Below are 16,196 nucleotides of genomic sequence, written 5' to 3' on the forward strand. Positions count from 1 at the left end.
CGCAGGCTCAGGCGCGCGTGGGGGAAAGGTTCGGGGCCGTCCTGACGGCTTCGCTCTCGGTGCTGTTCGTCGAGGCCGTGATCGGGGTGATCGCGGAGTACGTGCGGGGGCAGACCCAGGAAGCCCCGTTCTTGCCCTCCAACGGGCTGGGGCTCGGGGTGATGGTGATCGCCGCGCCGTTCCTGGCCGCCGTCGGGGCCGCCCTCGGAGTCCTCCTGACCATCATCGTGATCATGCCGCTCCTGGCCGTGGCGGCCTGGCTCGGCCGCGCCGTCTCCGGTCGCGAGGCGTGGTGGTGGATCCCGGCCACGGCCGCCGCCGTGACCGCCCCGCCCGTCCTGGCCGTGGCGGTCCTGGCCGAGGCCGGGCACCTGGCCTGGCCGGGCGCGTGGCTCGTGGTGACGATCGCGCTCGCCGCCCCCGCTCTCGTCGCCCGGAGACTGCTGCTGCCCGACCGCCCACCGGTCTCCGGAGGCGCGATGTTCGGGTCGGTCGCCCTGTACGGGACGCTCGCCGCCGTCACCGCCTTCACCCTCGCCGGCATCGCGCTGTACTCCGGGATCGGTTACGAACCCCCGCAGCTGAGCAGGGTACTGGTCGCCGGCACGTACGCCGACGCGAAGGGCGGCACCCTCGTCCTCGCCCCGGACGGCACAGCCACCGCGACCCGCGTCGACACCTTCGCCTTCGACGACTCCGTCGATTCCTTCGAACCCCAGGTCCACTCCTGCACCGGCACGGGCACCTGGACCTACGACCCGGCCGACGGCCCCTACTCCCAACAGGTGTCCGTCACCATCGACGGCTGTCGCCACGGTATGGACAGCTGGAGTATCTACGGGACCCGCGAACACCCCAAGCTGTACGTCTACATCGGCGACCCGGACTCCTGGAACGTCTACACCGTCCGGCGGGACTAGCTCACCGCCGGCCCGGACGCCGGAACAGGGAGGGCGCGGGCGGGAGATGACGCCGGGTTGACTTGGAGTGCGCTCCAATGCCTAGCGTCCCGGTCATGGATACGAGTGCAGGAGGCAGCAGCATGACCGACGTTCCCACCCGGCATCTCGGCGGACTCGCGGTGTCCGCGCAGGGCCTGGGGTGCATGGGCATGAGTCACGCGTACGGGGCCGCGGACGACGCGCAGTCCGTCACGACCCTGCACCGCGCGCTCGACCTCGGGGTGACACTCCTGGACACCGCCGACTTCTACGGCGCCGGGCACAACGAGGAGCTGATCGGGCGGGCCGTCGCCGGGCGGCGGGACCGGGTCGTGCTGGCGACGAAGTTCGGCTTCGTCAACCGCCTGGGCGAGCCCACCCGGGTCCGCGGCGACGCCGCCTACGTGCGGCAGGCGTGCGAGGCGTCGCTGCGCCGGCTCGGGGTCGACCACATCGACCTCTACTACCAGCACCGGGTCGATCCGCACGTGCCGATCGAGGAGACCGTCGGCGCGATGGCCGAGCTCGTGCGGGCGGGGAAGGTCCGGTACCTGGGGCTGTCCGAAGCCGGTGCGCGGACGATCCGTCAGGCGCATGCCGTGCACCCAATCACCGCGCTCCAGAGCGAATGGTCCCTGTGGACCCGTGGCCTGGAGGCCGAGATCGCCCCGGTCTGCCGCGAACTCGGCATCGGTCTCGTGCCGTTCTCCCCGCTCGGGCGGGGCTTCCTGACCGGCCGGTACGCGTCGGTCGAGGCGATGGACGAGACGGACATGCGGCGCGGCCAGCCGCGGTTCGCCGACGGCAACCTGGAACGGAACCTGGCGATCGTAGCGAAGCTGGACGAGCTGGCCCGGGCGAAGGGCGTCACCACCGGCCAACTGGCCCTGGCGTGGGTGCAGCACCGTGGCGACGACGTGGTGCCGATCCCCGGCACCCGGCGTCCGCGCTACCTGGAGGAGAACCTGGCGGCCCTCGCCGTCGAGCTGTCCCCCGACGAGCTCGCCGCCATCGAGGCCGCCGTCCCGCCCGAGCAGGTGGCGGGCACGCGCTACGACGCGACCAGCCTCACCTTCGTCGACGACTGATCCGAACCCCGGGTCCCGGGGGGGCGCACACCACGGCTCACGCAACCGATTGCCGGTGGAATATGCCGTATTGGCTGCGCCGCGGCTTCCCGCTCCCTCATCGTGGAGTGGGTGGCCCGCTCGGACCGCCGGTCCACGCCCATGAGGAGGGATTCCGGATGAGCTGGAAGCGTGAGCGGTACGAGTCGCACGAGGGCGCGGTCGGGGTGCTGCTCGCGGACGGCACCGAACCCGGTCCGGTCTCCTTCGACATGGGCAGCGGCACGTACTTCCACGAGTCGACCGACTGGTGGGTGTACACGGGCGAGCTGCGCAGGCCCACCGCCACGTCGATGCGCGGAAGGTGTGCGTGCGGGTGGCGCGGCGAGCGGGAGTTCCCCATCGACTGGGCCAAGGTCGACCGCGCCGACCTCGCCGCCTTCGACGTGTCCGGGCCGCAGCGGGACTGGGAGGTCCACCTGGACGAGGTCGAGGCCCGTTCGGTGCCGCTGCCCCTGGACGTCGCCGACTTACTGAAGCGGTTGCACAAGCGTCTGGACGAGCTCGTCGACGACCACCCGCTCACCGTGCTGAGGGCCGTGGGCGAGCTGGAGACGACGGTCGACTCCTTCGCCCTTGTGGCCGCCCGGTACGTCAGCGGCGAGAAGGACGGTGCCGTGCCCCGGGTCGCCGCGGCCCTCGGCACGACCGAGAAGGCCGCCGGAACCCTCCTGCGGCGTTATCGGTACCTGGACTTCTGACCGGGTACCCGGACCTCCTCCGACCCGGCACCTGGGCCTCCGGCCGTCGCCGGATCCCGAAGCCCCGGTGCCCGCGAGCGCTTGCTGTCGGTCACGGCTGGACCCCGTACGAGGACCTGCAGCTCTACGTCTGCCCGGACTCCCCGGACCATCCGCACACCGAGCTGATCCAGTGAGCCACGCCGGGCGGAGCGAGGTCGTCGAGGAGGTCCAGCAGGGGGCGGGCACGGGCGCGCGCCGTCGGCGGGTCGTTCACGGGGCGCCCGGCGGGGCGCAGGAAGGGGTCGGGCGGAGGGCCAGCACGGTCGACAGGTCGACGCTCACCTCACCTTCCGAGGTCCGCAGGGCGAGGCGACCGCCCGTCGTGCGGAGCGGCTCCCCGCAGAAGGTCCCGGACGGGGTGGTCACGGTCAGCCGTGGACCCTCGGCGGCCGGGCCGTACCAGGTCAGGGCGACGGCGGCCGTGAGCAGCGCCGCACAGCCGAGCGTGGCCACCACCCCGCGGGTCAGGGCCCGCGCCGCGCTCAGCGCCTCCTCGTGCCCGGCGGCCACCGGCCCGGCGGGCAGGACGCCCGGCGCCGGGTCGGGCACCGTGGACGCCGCCGGCCGCCCGTGCGCGGCGCGCAGCAGCAGCATCCCGCCCGTCGCCCCGCTGAGCAGCGCACCCAGCAACAGCGCACCGACCAGCGCACCGTAGGGCGCCGCGAGCGCCCCCACGTCCGTACGCCCCTTCAGCAGCCCGAAGCCGATCAGCCCGAGCAGCAGCGCGCCCAGGCCGTTGCGCCAGGCCAGCGCCGTCTCGCGGACCCGGGGCAGTTCCTCGCGCAGCAGCCGTCGGCCACCACGCGCCGCCAGCAGGTCGGCGGGCGTCCCGGCCGGACCGGAGCGGGCCCGCCACGGCGTCACGGCGTCCGCTCCAGGACGACGTTCCAGTACGCCCCGCAGCCCTCCTCGCCCGCCGGACGTCCCTCGTGGGGCGTCTCGCACACGCACAGGACCGGCACGTCGACCGTCCGCGCGGAGCGGCCTCCCGGGCGCGGATGCCGGAAGACCCGGCGGGTGTACGTGAAGTCGAACGGGCAGGCGCAGCGCGGGCACGTGCCGCTGAGCACCGCGCCGTCCCGGGTGCCCGTCACCCGGAGCCCGGCGGTGTACGCGGCGGCGTAGGACGCGGCGGTGACCTCAAGGTAGGGAAGGAGGGTCAAGGGCGGTCACCTTCCGAAGCGGAGGAGGGAGCGGGGCGCGGCGGGACGCGGCGGGGTGGGACGGGGTCCGCAACCGGCGCGTGGGCAGGCAGGTGGTGGTCCGCCCCGCGTCGGTGCGCGCCCCGGCCGTGCGGGCGCTGTGCCTTCCTCGATCGTGTCACGCGGACCGCCGACGGGCCGGGCTGTTCCGGCCATGATCCGGTCGATCGCCGGACGGTTTCCGCTGACTCCCCCGAGCGCGTGCCGCACGCCGGACGAGCGGGCCATGATGGGCCGTATCGGCTTGCTGAGGAGGGGTGTTGGGGATCGAAGGCGAAGCGGTGGAGTCCTCCGGCGAGATGATCGGCAGCCGGGTGGCCGACCTGGTGCGGCGTTCCGCGGGGGCCAAGGTCGTCCCGATCGGGCACGAGCCCCCTACGGCGGCGCCGTCGCCGGATGAACGGGACGCGCTGGTCGCGGAGTTCCGTCTGCTGATACGGGAGTTGGGTGACGGCCCTCCGGACGAACCGACGCTGCTCCCCTCCTGCTGCGAACGCCTCGGCGCGCTGATCGGCACCCGCTGGAACGACCGCCGCGAGGAGGCGGACCGCGAGGAGGCCATCCACCTGTTGCGCAGGGCCCGGGAAGGGCGGCTGCTCGACGTCGGGACGCACACCGAGGCGGCGCGGAACCTGCTCGTGCTGCTCGTGGGCCCGTTCAGCGAGCGCCGGCCGCTCGGGATGGACATGGTGCAGTCCATCATCGACGCCTCCATTCCGCTGGCCAACGGCGGACTCGGCGTCATCGAGGCCGCCCCCGAGATCGAGCAGCTCGTCCACGAGATCGGCGCCGCCACACCCGGCGGGCTGCCCGAGGGCGCGGCGGACTTCCTCGCCTTCCAGACGGACCTCCAGGCCGCGCTCGTCTCCGGCGACCCGGCGGCTCTGCACGGCATCCTGGACCGGGTGGACGGCCTCGACCAGCGTCTGCTGGGGCCCGTCGCTCCGCTGGTGGGGATGCTGCGGGACATGCTGCCGCCCGGGACGGAAGCAGCGTCGCCGGAAACCATGCGTCTCCCCACGCGCGAGGAACAACAGCAGCTCCGGACGCTGCTCGGGGTGCTCACCATGGCGGCGGAGCCCGGCGCCGTCTCTGCCGACCAGATCGCCTCCCTGCTCGGCGACGCCGGTGCCCCCGGTCCGCTCGCGGAAAGCAGAATCCCCGGCCCGATGCTCGCCATGGTCCGCGCGATGCTCGGTCTGGGCACCGGCGACACCGGTCAGGTGGAGGCGGCGCTCGGCCTGTTGCAGTCCGCGGCGATCCAGGACCGATCCGATCACGACCTCGCCGGGCTCGTACGCGGCGTGCTGCCCGGGCTGCTCGCCGGGGTCTCGCAGTTCGGCGGCAGCAACGTCGAACTCGGCATGGCGGGGAAGCTGGCGGAGAGCGTCCTCGCGCCCGGGGACGGGCAGCTGCCGGCGCCACTGCCGTACGGGACCCTGCCCGGCTCCGAGGACCTGCTGCGGGCCAACCGCAACCTGCTGCTGATGAGGCGCTTGAACGAGGCCGCCGACACGCGGGACGCCCCGGCGCTCGACGAGCTGATGGGGCAAGTGCTCGACATCCTCGACGAACTCGACGAGGCCGACGAGAACCGCGGGACCGACTGGACCGGCGGGAACAGCGGCACGAGCGGCACCGACCGGACCAACGGTTCGGGCACAGCCGACGCCGAGCGGTTCATGCCGCTCTTCCTCCTCTGCTACGGCCACATCGCGCTCGCGCGGGCCACCTCCGACATCGAGCCCCTGCGTCGCGCGGGGCACTACCTGGACCAGGCGTACGAGGCGGCCGAGACCGTGCCGTTCGCGCGGCGGCTCATGGACGCCCTCGCCGCTCCGCTGCTGGCCCTCACCTCCTACCTGGACCCGGACCCCGAGCGGGTCGCCGAGGCGGTGGCGCGGGCGAGGGCCTCCCTCGACGCCCACCCCATCGTCGCCGACCAGCGGATCCGTACCCGGATGGGCATCGCCATGGCGCTCTCCCTCCAAGGGGGCACGGAGAAGGACCCGACAGTCCTCGACGAGGTCGTAGACGAGCTCGAGCGTGCCCGTGCCGAACTGGACACCGGCACCACCCAGGTGGCCGCCTCGCTGCACTGGGATCTCGCCGAGGCGTACGCCATGCGTGCCGGGAGCGGCGCGGGACCCGATCTGGTCCGCGCTGTCGCCGACGCCCGCACCTCGTTGCGGGCGACCGCCGACAGCGTCCTGCTCCAGGAGGGCGTCCAGCACGGTCTGGACGTCGCTCGCGGCGGCGCCGCCCGGGGGCTGCGGGCCGCCGTGTGGGCCGTCCGGGCCGGGCGTCCCGACGAGGCGGTCGCGTGTCTGGAGGCCGGGCGGGCGCTGGTTCTCGGGGCCGCGGCGGTCTCCGCCACGGTGCCGGAGCGGCTGTCGGAGCTCGGCGAGGAGGAGCTGGCCCGGCAGTGGCGGGAGGCACGGCCGGACGGCACGGTGACGGCGCCCGAGCAGGACCCGGAACGGCTGCTGGCGACGCTGCTCGACGGCGGGCCGGACACCCGGCTGCTGCCGAGCGGACTGCGCCGCGAGGTCCTGGCCCTGCTGCGCGGAGCGGATGACGGACGCGACGCCCGCGAAGGCCGGGAGCCCGAGGCCGCCGCACTGCGGGACGCGGTCGCCCGGTCGGGTGCCGAGGCCCTCGTCTACCTGCTGCCGGGCGAGGCCGCCGACGAGGGCTGGGCCCTCGTCGTGGCCCCGGGCCGGGAGCCGTGGGCGTTGTCCCTGCCTGCCTTGTCGGGGGCGGGGCGTGCGCCGGTCGCCGCCTATCTGGAGGCCACCGCCGGCCGTTTCACCGCCCGCCGCGGCGCCGAACGGTGGGAGACGGCGCTCGACGCCCTGTGCGACTGGGCGGGCGCCGGCGTCATGGGCCCCGTCCTGGACGCGCTCGGCCTGTGGGAACGGGGCCTGGGCGAGGCCGGTCTGCTCGACGGTGCGGCGGCCACCGCCCCGCCGGTGCGGCTGGCCGTCGTCGCCTGCGGGAACCTGGGCGTGGTGCCGTGGCAGGCGGCCAGGCTCCCGGTCCCCGACCGGTGGCGGGCGGCCGGCGCACCGGAGACGGTACGGGCCTGCGAGCCGGTCGTCCTCACATACGCCGCCTCCGGGCGGGAGTTCCTCCGGGCGGTACGCGCCCGGCGGCTGCCGCTCGTCCAGGGCCAGGCGCTGGTCTGCGTACCGGCCGACCTGGACATGGCCGAGGACGAGATCCTCGCCGTCCACGACGCCTACTACCCGGGGGCGACGCTCTACGGCGCGTACGACACCCGCGCGTTCGTGTCGCCGCCGCCCGCGGGCACCCCGGCCGAGGTCCTCGGGCTGCTCGGTGCCCAGGCCCCCGGCGCGCGGCCGGTCGCCGTCGTCCACCTCGTCTGCCACGGCACGGCCGGGGCCGATCCCGGCTCGTCCGTCCTCGAACTGGGCCGCCCCGTGGGCGCGGAGCCCGGGGCGGGTCGCCTGTCCGTGACCCGGCTCCTCGACACGCGCCCGGGGCCGGAGGGCGCGGGGCGGCCGTTGGTCGTCCTCAGCGCCTGCGAGACCGACCTGAGCACCCACGACCACGACGAGGCGCTCACGGTGACCACCGCCTTCGTGCACGCGCTCGCGGCGGATGCCGTCGGCTCGCGCTGGAAGGTCAGTGACGACGCCTCGGCCGTCCTGATGACCGTCTTCCACCACCACGTGGCCGCCGGTCTCGCGCCGCCCGACGCCCTGCGCGCCGCGCAGCGCTGGATGCTGGCGCCCGACGGGCTCCGGCCCGAGGTGCGGGGCCTGACGCCGCCGCTGCGCCGTACCGCCGGCCGGCCGGAGCTGACCGGGCCCGCCTACTGGGGGGCCTTCATCCACCAGGGCAATCCCGCGCCCCGTGCCGACGGCACGCCCCCGCCCGGCACCGGGCACCCCCACCGGGAAGGAGAGCCGGCCGCATGACACCCGACGAGTTCGTGGCGCTGCTCCGCGCCCACTGGGCGCGGACGCTCGCGGAGCTGGACCCGCCCGCCCGCGAGGAGCTGGCGGCGGCCCTGCGGAAGCTGGCCGACAGCACGGAGCCGCAGGCCGTCCAGGCGGCGGTGCGCGGCCTGCGGAGGGTCCTGCGGGGCCTGCCCGACGAGCACCCGGTGACCCGGGCCCTGCGCGACGGCGTCCGCTTCGCCGGCACCGCCGAAGCCCCCGTCCTCGACCGGCAGGCGCTCCTCGCGCTGCTCGGCTCCCTGCACGGCCCGCCGCCGCGGGACCCGGTCCGCGCACGGCTCCTGGCCGCGCCCTCCCTGCCGGCCGCCGCCGTCGGGGCGGCCACCGGCGACCCCGGACTGATCCGGCTGCGCGATCCCGAACGCGGCGACCGTTACCCGCTGTTCCAGTTCGAGGCGGGCACGGGACGGCCGCTTGCCGTGGTCGGCGTCATCAACCGCCTGCTCATGGCGGACCGTGATCCCTGGGGTGCCGCCGACTGGTGGCTGGGCGGGAACCGTTGGCTCGGCGGCGTACCGGCGGAGCTCCTCGGCTCCGTCCCCGACGAGCACCTGACCCTGGCCGCGCGCGAACTGGTGGAGGGCGACCTCTGATGTCGGAACAGATCCCGCCCACCGGAACCCCCATGCGGCCCGTCGTCCACCGGCTCGCCGCCGGCACCCGGCTGTGGCGGCTGCACCTGCACCAGTACGAGGCGCGGGAGTTCAATCCCCGGCTCGCCCACGCGTTCTTCCGGGGAAGCCGCTTCGACGCCACCGAGCAGGACCCCTACGCGTACCTCTACGCGGGCCTCGACCCGGTGACCGCCCTCTCCGAGGTCCTGCTGCGGTCGCTCGACTTCGACGACGCGACCGGGACCCGGCTGGTGCCCTGGGCGCAGGCCTCCCGCTACCGTCTGTCCGTCCTGAGCACCACCGAGGACCTGGAGCTGGTCGACCTCACTACGGCCGAGGGCCTCGCCGGGGTCTGGCAGGACGGCTGGCTGGTGGACTGCGAGGAGCAGGACTACGCGAAGACCCGCTACTGGGCGCGGCTGATCCGCGAGCACTGTCCCGAACCGGCGGGCCTGCTGTGGCAGTCGAAGCGCTGCCGTCCCCGCCCCGCCCTCCAGCTGTTCGGCGACCGCTGCGAAGGGAAGTCGCTGCGCCCGGAACCCGACGAGACCCTGCGCCTCGACGACCCGGTGGACGTCCGCGAGGTGAACGCCCTCCTGGAGCCGTTGCGCGCCCGGATCTCGGTCCCGGACGACCTGGCCTGACCCGGGGCGGGCCGACGGCTCCTCCGTCCGTCAGCCCTGCACCGCCTCCGCGCGGCCCGGACGCCCCTGGCCGCGCCCGAGGGTGATCACGCAGCCGATCCGCGCGCCGAGCTGCAGGCGGTCGCCGTCGGTGAGCGGGTAGGGCCGTCCGGGGATCAGGTCGACGCCGTTGAGGCGCGTGCCGTTGGCGGCGGTCGACGGCTCCTCCGTGACGGTGGCGGTGCCGTCCTGGGCCACCGCGACGCTCGCGTGCCGACGGGAGACGGTCGGGTGCGCGGCGAGCGCGGCGGCGGTGCCGGGCGCCCATTCCGGGTCGCGGCCCAGCCCGGTCACGGTGCCGGGAAGGACCGTCACCGTCAGCGCGACCTCCTCGAACCGCAGCCGGGCCGGGGCCGCCGGCGGTCCCGGCGTCGCGGGCGCCGGGGCGACCCGAACCGGTGCGGCGGGCATCGGCACCGGTTCGTCCGCCGGCAGTCCCGCGTCCAGGTCCTCCCAGTCCTCGTCGCCCACCGCGCTCACCTCACCACTCCCCTCACCGCTCCCCGGTCCCGCTCTCCAGCCCCGCTCGCCTCACCGTTCGCCGGCCCCGCTCCCCCTCACCGCTCTCCCGGGCAGCGTCTCGACGTCGATCTCCACCTGTCCGTCCTCGGTCTCGTGGACCCCGTGCACCAGGACGGTCTCGCCCGGGCCGATCCCCGGGCGGTCGAACAGCGCGCCGGCCAGCGGGTTCAGCAGGTGTGTCTCCAGGATCATCCCGATGCCCCGGCCGCCGTTCCACAGGTCCCGGGTGCAGTACGTCGCGAGCTGGGCCCGCGCCCCGGGGGACAGCTCCAGCCGGAGCTGGTGCTCGGCGGCCAGTTGGCGCCGGATGTTGCCGATCTGGAGGTCCAGGATCCGCCCGGCGGTCTCCTCGGTGATGAACCCGAAGACCACGACGTTGCCGCCGATGCGGTTCATCAGCTCGGGCCGCCCCACGACGGCCTCGAAGTGGTGCTTCACGTTGCGCTTCACCTGGTGCGCCAGTTCCCGGTAGGGCGTGCCGGGTTCGACGATCCACTCGCGTTCCTCGGTCACCGGGTCCGTGCGCTGCACCCCCAGGTTCGAGGTGAAGATCAGGACGCACTCGCTGAAGTACGTGGTGACGCCCTGCCCGTCGGTGAGGCGGCCGTCCTCCAGGACCTGGAGGAACTTGTCCAGGACGCCCTTGTCCGCCTTGTCGATCTCGTCGAAGAGGATCACGCGGAACGGGTTGGCCCGTACCGCCGTGGTCAGCTCTCCCCCGGCCTCGAAGCCGACGTACCCGGGTGGCGCGCCGACGAGCCGGTCGGCGGAGTGCGGGGCGGAGAACTCGCTCATGTCGAAGCGCAGATACGCCTGGTCGCTGTCGAACAGCACCGAGGCGACGGCCTTGGCCAGTTCGGTCTTCCCGGTGCCGGTCGGCCCGGCGAAGAACAGGGTGCCGCGCGGCCGGTGGCCCGGGGTGCTCGCCTGGGCGCCGGAGAGGCCGAGGGCGGCGCGCTTGAGGATGGCCAGGGTCATCCCGACGGCGGTGTCCTGGCCGAGGACGCGGGCCGGGATCCGTTCCTCGCCCTCCTTGATCCGCTGCCGGATCTCCTCCCGGCGCCACGGGTTCTTCTCCACCCCGAGCCGGTAGACGCGCACGGCGTCGGGCATCGCCGCGAACGGCATCCCGCGTGCCACCGCCAGGGTGACGCTCTCCCGCATGGCCCGCAGGTTCATGCCCTGCGCGGCCCGCGCGAAGTCGTCCGCGCGGACGCTCCCCCGCTCCTCCGCGCCTTCAGCCCCGGCCTCGGCTTCGGACCCGGCCCCGGCCCCGTCGCCTGTCCCGGTGTTCATGCCCGGTATGTCCGCGCGGCGCAGGCGGCCCGTCTCCCGGGCGTGTTCGCGTTCCAGGAGCCGGGCCATGCGGCGCCGTTCGTCGGCGTCGGGCTCGGGTACGGCGATCCGGCGGATCCGGTTGCTGCCGGAGACGAACCAGGACGGCAGGTCCCGTTCGCCCGGGGTCAGCCAGATGATCGGGTTGAACAGCGCGGGCGGGGCCGGGTGCGCGGGCATCGCCAGGGCGGCGGCCGGGTCCGGGGCGTGCGGCTCGGCGGAGCCGGCCAGCTTCAGGCAGGCGAGGAAGAAGTCCCGCTCGGCCTCGCTGAGCCGCCCCGGATCGGTGGGCAGCCGCCCGGCGTGGTCGACGAGCAGGGCCACCCGCAGGGGTCCCGCCTCCTGCGTGGACGCGCTCACCGCCCGCCGCTGCGCCCACCCCCGTACCAGCTCCTGGAACTGCGGTACGACCTCCAGGAGCGGCGAGGTACGGGGGGAGCGGCCGGCCCTCGGGAGTGCGGTGGGGCCGCTTTCGGCCAGCAGGTGCCGGACCATGTCGAGGTCGGGGCCGGACCGGGGTCCGGCGACGCGGAAGCCGTCGATCTGGTCGTAGCGGACGAGGGCCCGGTAGCCCTGCGCGCGCAGCGAGTTCCACAGGACGGTGACCAGCTCGTGGTGGCTGTCGGTGCCGCGGGGCCGCACCAGGTGCAGGTCGTCGACGTTGCCGTGGAGGACGTACTGCGCGTGGACGCTGAGCGTCCCGGTCAGTTCCTCGACGAACAGCGGGACCCGCCGGTCCCGGGGGTGCGCCGGGCGCGGGTCCCGACCCTGGTGGCCGGGGGCCTGCCGGGGTGCCTTGGTCATGTCGTGGACGCTCATCGTCCGGTGCTCCTCCTGTCGTCGTCGACGCGCCGTGCCTTGGGCCGATCGGTGGTGCGGAGGTCGTCGCGGGTCCCGGTGCCGGGTGCCGTGTGCTCCTCGGCGTCGGCGAGTTCGAGCACGATCGCCCCGTCTCCGCCCCGGACGCCGGGCACGGCCGCGCCGCTCTCCCGGAACGACACCGGCAGGTCGATGCCCCAGCGGCGCCCGGCCTCGCGGAGCGCGTCCAGGTGCGCGCGGGCCTCGTGGCAGCGGCGGGCGTCCAGCGCCCGCTGTGCGACGCTCGCGGGTCCGGGGCGCTCCGCGTGCATCGTGACCATCTCGGTGGCGTCGTCGTGCACGGTGATGCGCAGCCAGTGGTCGGGCCACCACCCGGCCGGGGTCAGGTCGAAGCACAAGGGCCCGTCGGACCCTTCGGAACCGCCGGAACCGCTCGAACCACCGGAAGTACCGGAAGTGCCGGATGCTGCGGCCGTCATGGCGTCGGCGTTCGCCGCCGTGCCTCGCCGGGCCGTCGGCAGGGCCGCGGCGTGCGGGTCGGCGAGCCGGGCGACGGCGAGCCCGATCAGCTCGCTGGTGTAGCGGCACTCCAGGTCGGCGGTCCGCTCCCGGATGCGCTGGTCCACTCTGCGCTGCTCTTCGGGGGTCGGCGCGCGGCCCTTCTCCAGGGCGGCCCGCAGGAGGGCGATCTCCTCGCCTGCCGGGGCCAGCGGGGGTTCGCCGGGCGGCGCCTCGGTGAGGAGGCAGTCGAGCTGCACGGCGGCCTTCTCCTGTACGGCGAGCCGGGCCCGTACGGCCCGGTTGGAGTCACTGACGAACCGGCGTGCCTCCCGCAGGTGGTTGCGGGCCTTGGCGGGCCGGTCGTCCGCGCAGGCGACGGCGAGCCGTACAGCGACCACCGCCAGTTCGGCGTCCTTGGCGTCCGTCCCGGGCACCAGCCGGGCGAGGAGCTCGGCACCGGACTCCTCGGCCCGTTCCCGGCCGAGTCCCTCGACCGCCGGCGCCGGGGGGAGCACCGGCCCGTCCGCCGTCGACGGGTCCTGAAGGGCCCGTACGAGGGTCTCGCGGCGTTCCCTTGTGCGCCGCCGCCACGCCTCGTCCTGCGGTCCGCCGGTGAGGCGCAGGGCCCGGTCCAGCGTCCACCGGTCCTGGGCCGCCTCCGCCCTGGCCAGGGCCTCTTCCAGGACGGCGAGTTCGCGGCGCAGGACGTCGAGCCGGGTGCCGACGCAGGTGAGCGGGGGCGGCAGGTCGGGCGGCGGGGGCGGGGGCGTGTCCGGTGGGGTGCCGGCGGTGGCCCGGCGTACGCGGCCCAGGAGTGCGGCGCGGCGGGCGTTGGCCCGTACGGCGGCGAAGGCGGCCGACTCCCATTGGGCGGCGGCGGCCGTCGCGGCGCGCTGGACGCGTTCGAGGCAGCGCTGTTCCTCGGCGGCCCGGCCCGCCGCGGCGGCGAGGAGCCGGGTGCCGGCCATGGCGGCCCGGCAGACGAGGAGGGCCCCGCTGAGGGCGCCGAGGGCGACGGCGGCGGGTTCCAGGAGTTCCTGGAGGGCGTGCCCGGCCGCGTCGAGGGCGTGCCCGGCCGCGTCGAGGGCGTGCCCGGCCGCCGCCTGGGCGCCGTCGACGGCGTGGCCGACCCCTTGCCCGAGGCCGTCGGCGGCGTGCCCGAGGCCCTGCCCCAGGCCGTCCGTCGCGTGCCCGAACCCCTGGCCGAGGGCGTCGGCGGTGCCGGGCGTGGCGGAGGCCGGGTAGCCGACGGTCGGCACGATCTCGGCGATCGAGGGGAAGACCAGGCCCTGGCTCATGTGTTCCTCCTGGAGGATGCGGGCCCCCGCGAGGCGAGCGGCCAGGACGGCGCGGGGCGCCGCCGGTTCCGGATCTCGGGAGGGGCCGCCGGGTCCAGGCGGGCCTCCCGTTCGGTCCGCCGCCATTCCAGCCGACGGTGGACGGTCCAGGCCGCGAGGCCCAGGACGGTCGCGACGGGCCAGGCCCAGGGCGCCATGACGACGGCCCAGACGCCCAGCGCCCCGAGGGCGGTCAGGCAGGCGGCGGCCGCCGCGATGCCGATCCGGCCGCGGGAGCGGGCGGCGGCGAGTGGCCGGTCGGCGGCGGGGATCAGCAGCCCGGCGAGGGAGCGGGCCGGATGGTAGAAGTGCGCGCCGATGACGAGGGCGATCCACAGCTCCAGGGCGTGGACGACGGCCGCCGCGGGCAGGGCGATCATCCAGGCGAGTACGACCTGGCGCTGGTCGGCGCCGTCCAGCAGGTCGGCGAGGCCGATGAGGAAGGTCCAGGGCGCGGTGACCAGGGTCGCGCCGAGCAGGGCCCAGCCCAGGGTGGGCTGCCGGTCCAGGCGGCGCAGCACCTCCTTGCGCGCGCTCCTCTCCCTGAGGATCCGCCGCGTCCATTCCTGATCCAGCTCACGGCTCCGCTGCTGGTCCGCCTCGACCTCGGCGACCCTCCTGAGCAGGGTCGCCGCGAGGAGCCGCAGCGGGTTGTCCTCGTCGGCGCGGAGTGCGCGGTACCAGGGCGGCTCGGCGCCTGAGGCCGCGTTCCAGGTGCCCTCGGCCAGCAGGCGGTTCCGGACGAGCTCGGGTTCCTGGGCGAGGCGCAGCAGCCGCGCGTCGAGCTCCACGGTGTGGCGGAGCAGCCGGGCCGCGTCTCCGCGCTCGGCGGGGCCGCCCCGCACCCGCAGGTCCGCGACCGCCGCGTCCCAGCCGGCCCGGTGGCTCCGCCAGCGGCTCTGGACGTCGTCGAGTCCCTCGCCGCCGGGGCGGGAGACGAGCAGGGGCAGCAGTTCGTGGCGGGTCAGGGCCTCCACCAGCTCCCGGGCCGGCTGGTCGCCCGCCTCGGCCGCCTCGGCGAGTTCCGCCAGGTGGTAAGGGTCCAGTCCGGTGCCGTGCCACGAGGCGAACCGGGTGGGCCCCATCCAGTTGAGCAGGCGCAGCATGGCCGGGGGGTCCAGGGCGTCGGTGAGCCGTTCCCGCAGCTGCGCCAGTTCGGCGGCGTCCTCCTCGGTGCGGCCCGGTGCGTCGGTGAACTGGCCGAGCCAGGCGGCGAGTCGCTCGCGGTCGCGGCGGCGGGACAGCAGGCGTCCGGCGGCCCGCCACTGGGCGTCGAACTGTCCCGCCAGCGCCTCGGTACCGACGAAGTCGCGGCCCTGGAAGGCGAACGGTTCCACGGTGGGCGGCAGCGGGGCGTACCCGCCGTAGGTGCGCGGGGCGACCGGCGGGGAGCCGCCCGAGAGCCAGCCGTACACCTCCTCGCTGCCCCAGCGGTCTTCGGGTGCCCGGGTCAGCAGGCCCTCGCAGAGCATCCGCAGGCGTGCGTCGGTGACGCGCGCGAGGTCGGGATCGTGGGTGACGATCTCGCGGAGCGTCTCCCTCTTGCTGAAGAACTCGATGGGGTGCTGTCCGGCGGCGAGTTCGGCGACGACCATCCCGAGGGACCACCAGTCGCCGTCGGGGGTGACGACCTGCTCGGCGGTGGCGGCCTCGGGAGCCACGTAGTGGGGTTTGCCCAGCCAGTCCTGGAGCTTCGGGGAGTCCTCGTCGCGGCCGAGGTGGACGGCCGCGCCGTGGTCGATGAGGACCAGGTCGAGGCGGTCCTCGTTCTGCGTGCGCACGACGATGTTGTCGGGGGCGACGTCCCGGTGGGCCAGTTCCTCCTCGTGCAGGGCGGTCAGCGCCTCGTGCAGCTGCGCGACGACGGTGTGGACGAGTTCCGGGCGGAGCGGCCCGGGGTGCAGGGTGCGGTACTGGGCGAGGGTGGTCTCGCCGTAGGACGGCATCAGTTCGTACGGGTGCCCGTCGGCGGTCCCCCGTTCCAGGACGCGGACGACGTGCCCGAGCTCCCCCGTGAGGACCCGGCTCACGTCCGCGTCGGGCGCGTAGGCGCGGTGGTACCACTTGAGGACCAGGGGCACGGCGGCGTCGTCGTGCCGGGCCTCGCGGTCCTTGACGCGCAGCACGACCGCCTGTGCGGGGGTCGTGGCCTCGCGGAGGACCTGGGTGAGGTCGAAGCGCCCGCGGAGTTCGGCGGGGACGGGACCGAGCTCGGGACGGTGATCCGTGGGGCGGAAACCGGTACGTCCGGTGAATCCCTCGCGGTCCCATTCCGTCGGCGGCACGGTCGTCATGGTCTCCACCTTTCTCCGGACGGGAGCGTGCGAGGAAGGGGCTGCATTTCCGGACCTTTCCGCATTCCCGGCCCTTTTCGATCCCACACGGA

General features: G+C 75.0%; 12 protein-coding genes. 6 read left to right on the forward strand and 6 right to left on the reverse strand.

Annotated features, from left to right (window positions below; translation table 11 throughout):
* Positions 1-17 precede the first annotated feature (17 nt).
* From AB0Q96_RS23875 to AB0Q96_RS23885, 3 genes are all read left to right on the forward strand, one after another.
* Positions 18-920, forward strand: a complete 903-nt coding sequence (locus AB0Q96_RS23875) for a hypothetical protein (RefSeq protein WP_365328634.1) — start codon at positions 18-20, stop codon at positions 918-920.
* 122 nt (positions 921-1,042) lie between these two features.
* Positions 1,043-2,029, forward strand: coding sequence for an aldo/keto reductase (locus tag AB0Q96_RS23880; RefSeq protein WP_365328636.1), 987 nt, complete (start codon positions 1,043-1,045; stop codon positions 2,027-2,029).
* A gap of 158 nt (positions 2,030-2,187) precedes the next feature.
* Positions 2,188-2,769 carry a hypothetical protein gene (locus AB0Q96_RS23885; RefSeq protein ID WP_365328638.1) on the forward strand — a complete coding sequence of 194 codons (582 nt, stop codon included), beginning with the start codon at positions 2,188-2,190 and terminating at the stop codon, positions 2,767-2,769.
* Positions 2,770-3,021: 252 nt separating this feature from the next.
* Here AB0Q96_RS23885 and AB0Q96_RS23890 read toward each other — a convergent pair whose 3' ends face one another.
* Together AB0Q96_RS23890 and AB0Q96_RS23895 are read right to left on the reverse strand one after the other, a co-directional pair.
* Positions 3,022-3,675, reverse strand: coding sequence for a hypothetical protein (locus tag AB0Q96_RS23890; RefSeq protein WP_365328640.1), 654 nt, complete (start codon positions 3,673-3,675; stop codon positions 3,022-3,024).
* Positions 3,672-3,974 carry a hypothetical protein gene (locus AB0Q96_RS23895; protein ID WP_365328642.1) on the reverse strand — a complete coding sequence of 101 codons (303 nt, stop codon included), beginning with the start codon at positions 3,972-3,974 and terminating at the stop codon, positions 3,672-3,674. The genes AB0Q96_RS23890 and AB0Q96_RS23895 overlap by 4 nt, the downstream gene beginning before the upstream one ends.
* A gap of 299 nt (positions 3,975-4,273) precedes the next feature.
* On the opposite strand from AB0Q96_RS23895, the gene AB0Q96_RS23900 reads away from it, so the two are divergent.
* The 3 genes from AB0Q96_RS23900 to AB0Q96_RS23910 are packed head-to-tail and all read left to right on the forward strand — an operon-like array spanning position 4,274 to position 9,257.
* Entirely contained in the window at positions 4,274-7,957 is a 3,684-nt protein-coding gene (locus AB0Q96_RS23900; RefSeq protein ID WP_365328644.1) for a CHAT domain-containing protein, read from the forward strand.
* Positions 7,954-8,592, forward strand: a complete 639-nt coding sequence (locus AB0Q96_RS23905; protein WP_365328646.1) for a hypothetical protein — start codon at positions 7,954-7,956, stop codon at positions 8,590-8,592. Before AB0Q96_RS23900 ends, AB0Q96_RS23905 begins: the two co-directional genes overlap by 4 nt.
* Positions 8,592-9,257, forward strand: coding sequence for an RES family NAD+ phosphorylase (locus AB0Q96_RS23910; RefSeq protein WP_365328648.1), 666 nt, complete (start codon positions 8,592-8,594; stop codon positions 9,255-9,257). Before AB0Q96_RS23905 ends, AB0Q96_RS23910 begins: the two co-directional genes overlap by 1 nt.
* A gap of 30 nt (positions 9,258-9,287) precedes the next feature.
* On the opposite strand, the gene AB0Q96_RS23915 is transcribed toward AB0Q96_RS23910, so the two are convergent.
* From AB0Q96_RS23915 to AB0Q96_RS23930, 4 genes are read right to left on the reverse strand one after another with little or no spacing between them, the layout of a single operon-like run.
* Positions 9,288-9,776 (reverse strand): FHA domain-containing protein, encoded by a 489-nt coding sequence (locus tag AB0Q96_RS23915; protein WP_365328650.1) that lies wholly within the window; start codon positions 9,774-9,776, stop codon positions 9,288-9,290.
* Between the two features lie 51 nt (positions 9,777-9,827).
* Positions 9,828-11,972 carry an AAA family ATPase gene (locus AB0Q96_RS23920; RefSeq protein WP_365328652.1) on the reverse strand — a complete coding sequence of 715 codons (2,145 nt, stop codon included), beginning with the start codon at positions 11,970-11,972 and terminating at the stop codon, positions 9,828-9,830.
* Positions 11,969-13,771 carry a hypothetical protein gene (locus AB0Q96_RS23925; RefSeq protein ID WP_365328654.1) on the reverse strand — a complete coding sequence of 601 codons (1,803 nt, stop codon included), beginning with the start codon at positions 13,769-13,771 and terminating at the stop codon, positions 11,969-11,971. Before AB0Q96_RS23925 ends, AB0Q96_RS23920 begins: the two co-directional genes overlap by 4 nt.
* Complete coding sequence (locus AB0Q96_RS23930; protein WP_365328656.1) at positions 13,768-16,104, reverse strand: protein kinase; 2,337 nt, start codon at positions 16,102-16,104, stop codon at positions 13,768-13,770. Before AB0Q96_RS23930 ends, AB0Q96_RS23925 begins: the two co-directional genes overlap by 4 nt.
* Positions 16,105-16,196 lie beyond the last annotated feature (92 nt).

The organism is Streptomyces sp. NPDC093111 (assembly GCF_040683955.1).
GTDB lineage: Bacteria > Actinomycetota > Actinomycetes > Streptomycetales > Streptomycetaceae > Streptomyces.

What these genes read in the sequence shown, in the direction of transcription:
- AB0Q96_RS23880 (WP_365328636.1), top strand. Translation starts at nt 1,043, where the DNA reads ATGACCGACGTTCCCACCCGGCATCTCGGCGGACTCGCGGTGTCCGCG.
- AB0Q96_RS23885 (WP_365328638.1), top strand. Translation starts at nt 2,188, where the DNA reads ATGAGCTGGAAGCGTGAGCGGTACGAGTCGCACGAGGGCGCGGTCGGG.
- AB0Q96_RS23905 (WP_365328646.1), top strand. Translation starts at nt 7,954, where the DNA reads ATGACACCCGACGAGTTCGTGGCGCTGCTCCGCGCCCACTGGGCGCGG.
- AB0Q96_RS23910 (WP_365328648.1), top strand. Translation starts at nt 8,592, where the DNA reads ATGTCGGAACAGATCCCGCCCACCGGAACCCCCATGCGGCCCGTCGTC.
- AB0Q96_RS23920 (WP_365328652.1), bottom strand. Translation starts at nt 11,972, where the DNA reads ATGAGCGTCCACGACATGACCAAGGCACCCCGGCAGGCCCCCGGCCAC.
- AB0Q96_RS23925 (WP_365328654.1), bottom strand. Translation starts at nt 13,771, where the DNA reads ATGAGCCAGGGCCTGGTCTTCCCCTCGATCGCCGAGATCGTGCCGACC.
- AB0Q96_RS23930 (WP_365328656.1), bottom strand. Translation starts at nt 16,104, where the DNA reads ATGACGACCGTGCCGCCGACGGAATGGGACCGCGAGGGATTCACCGGA.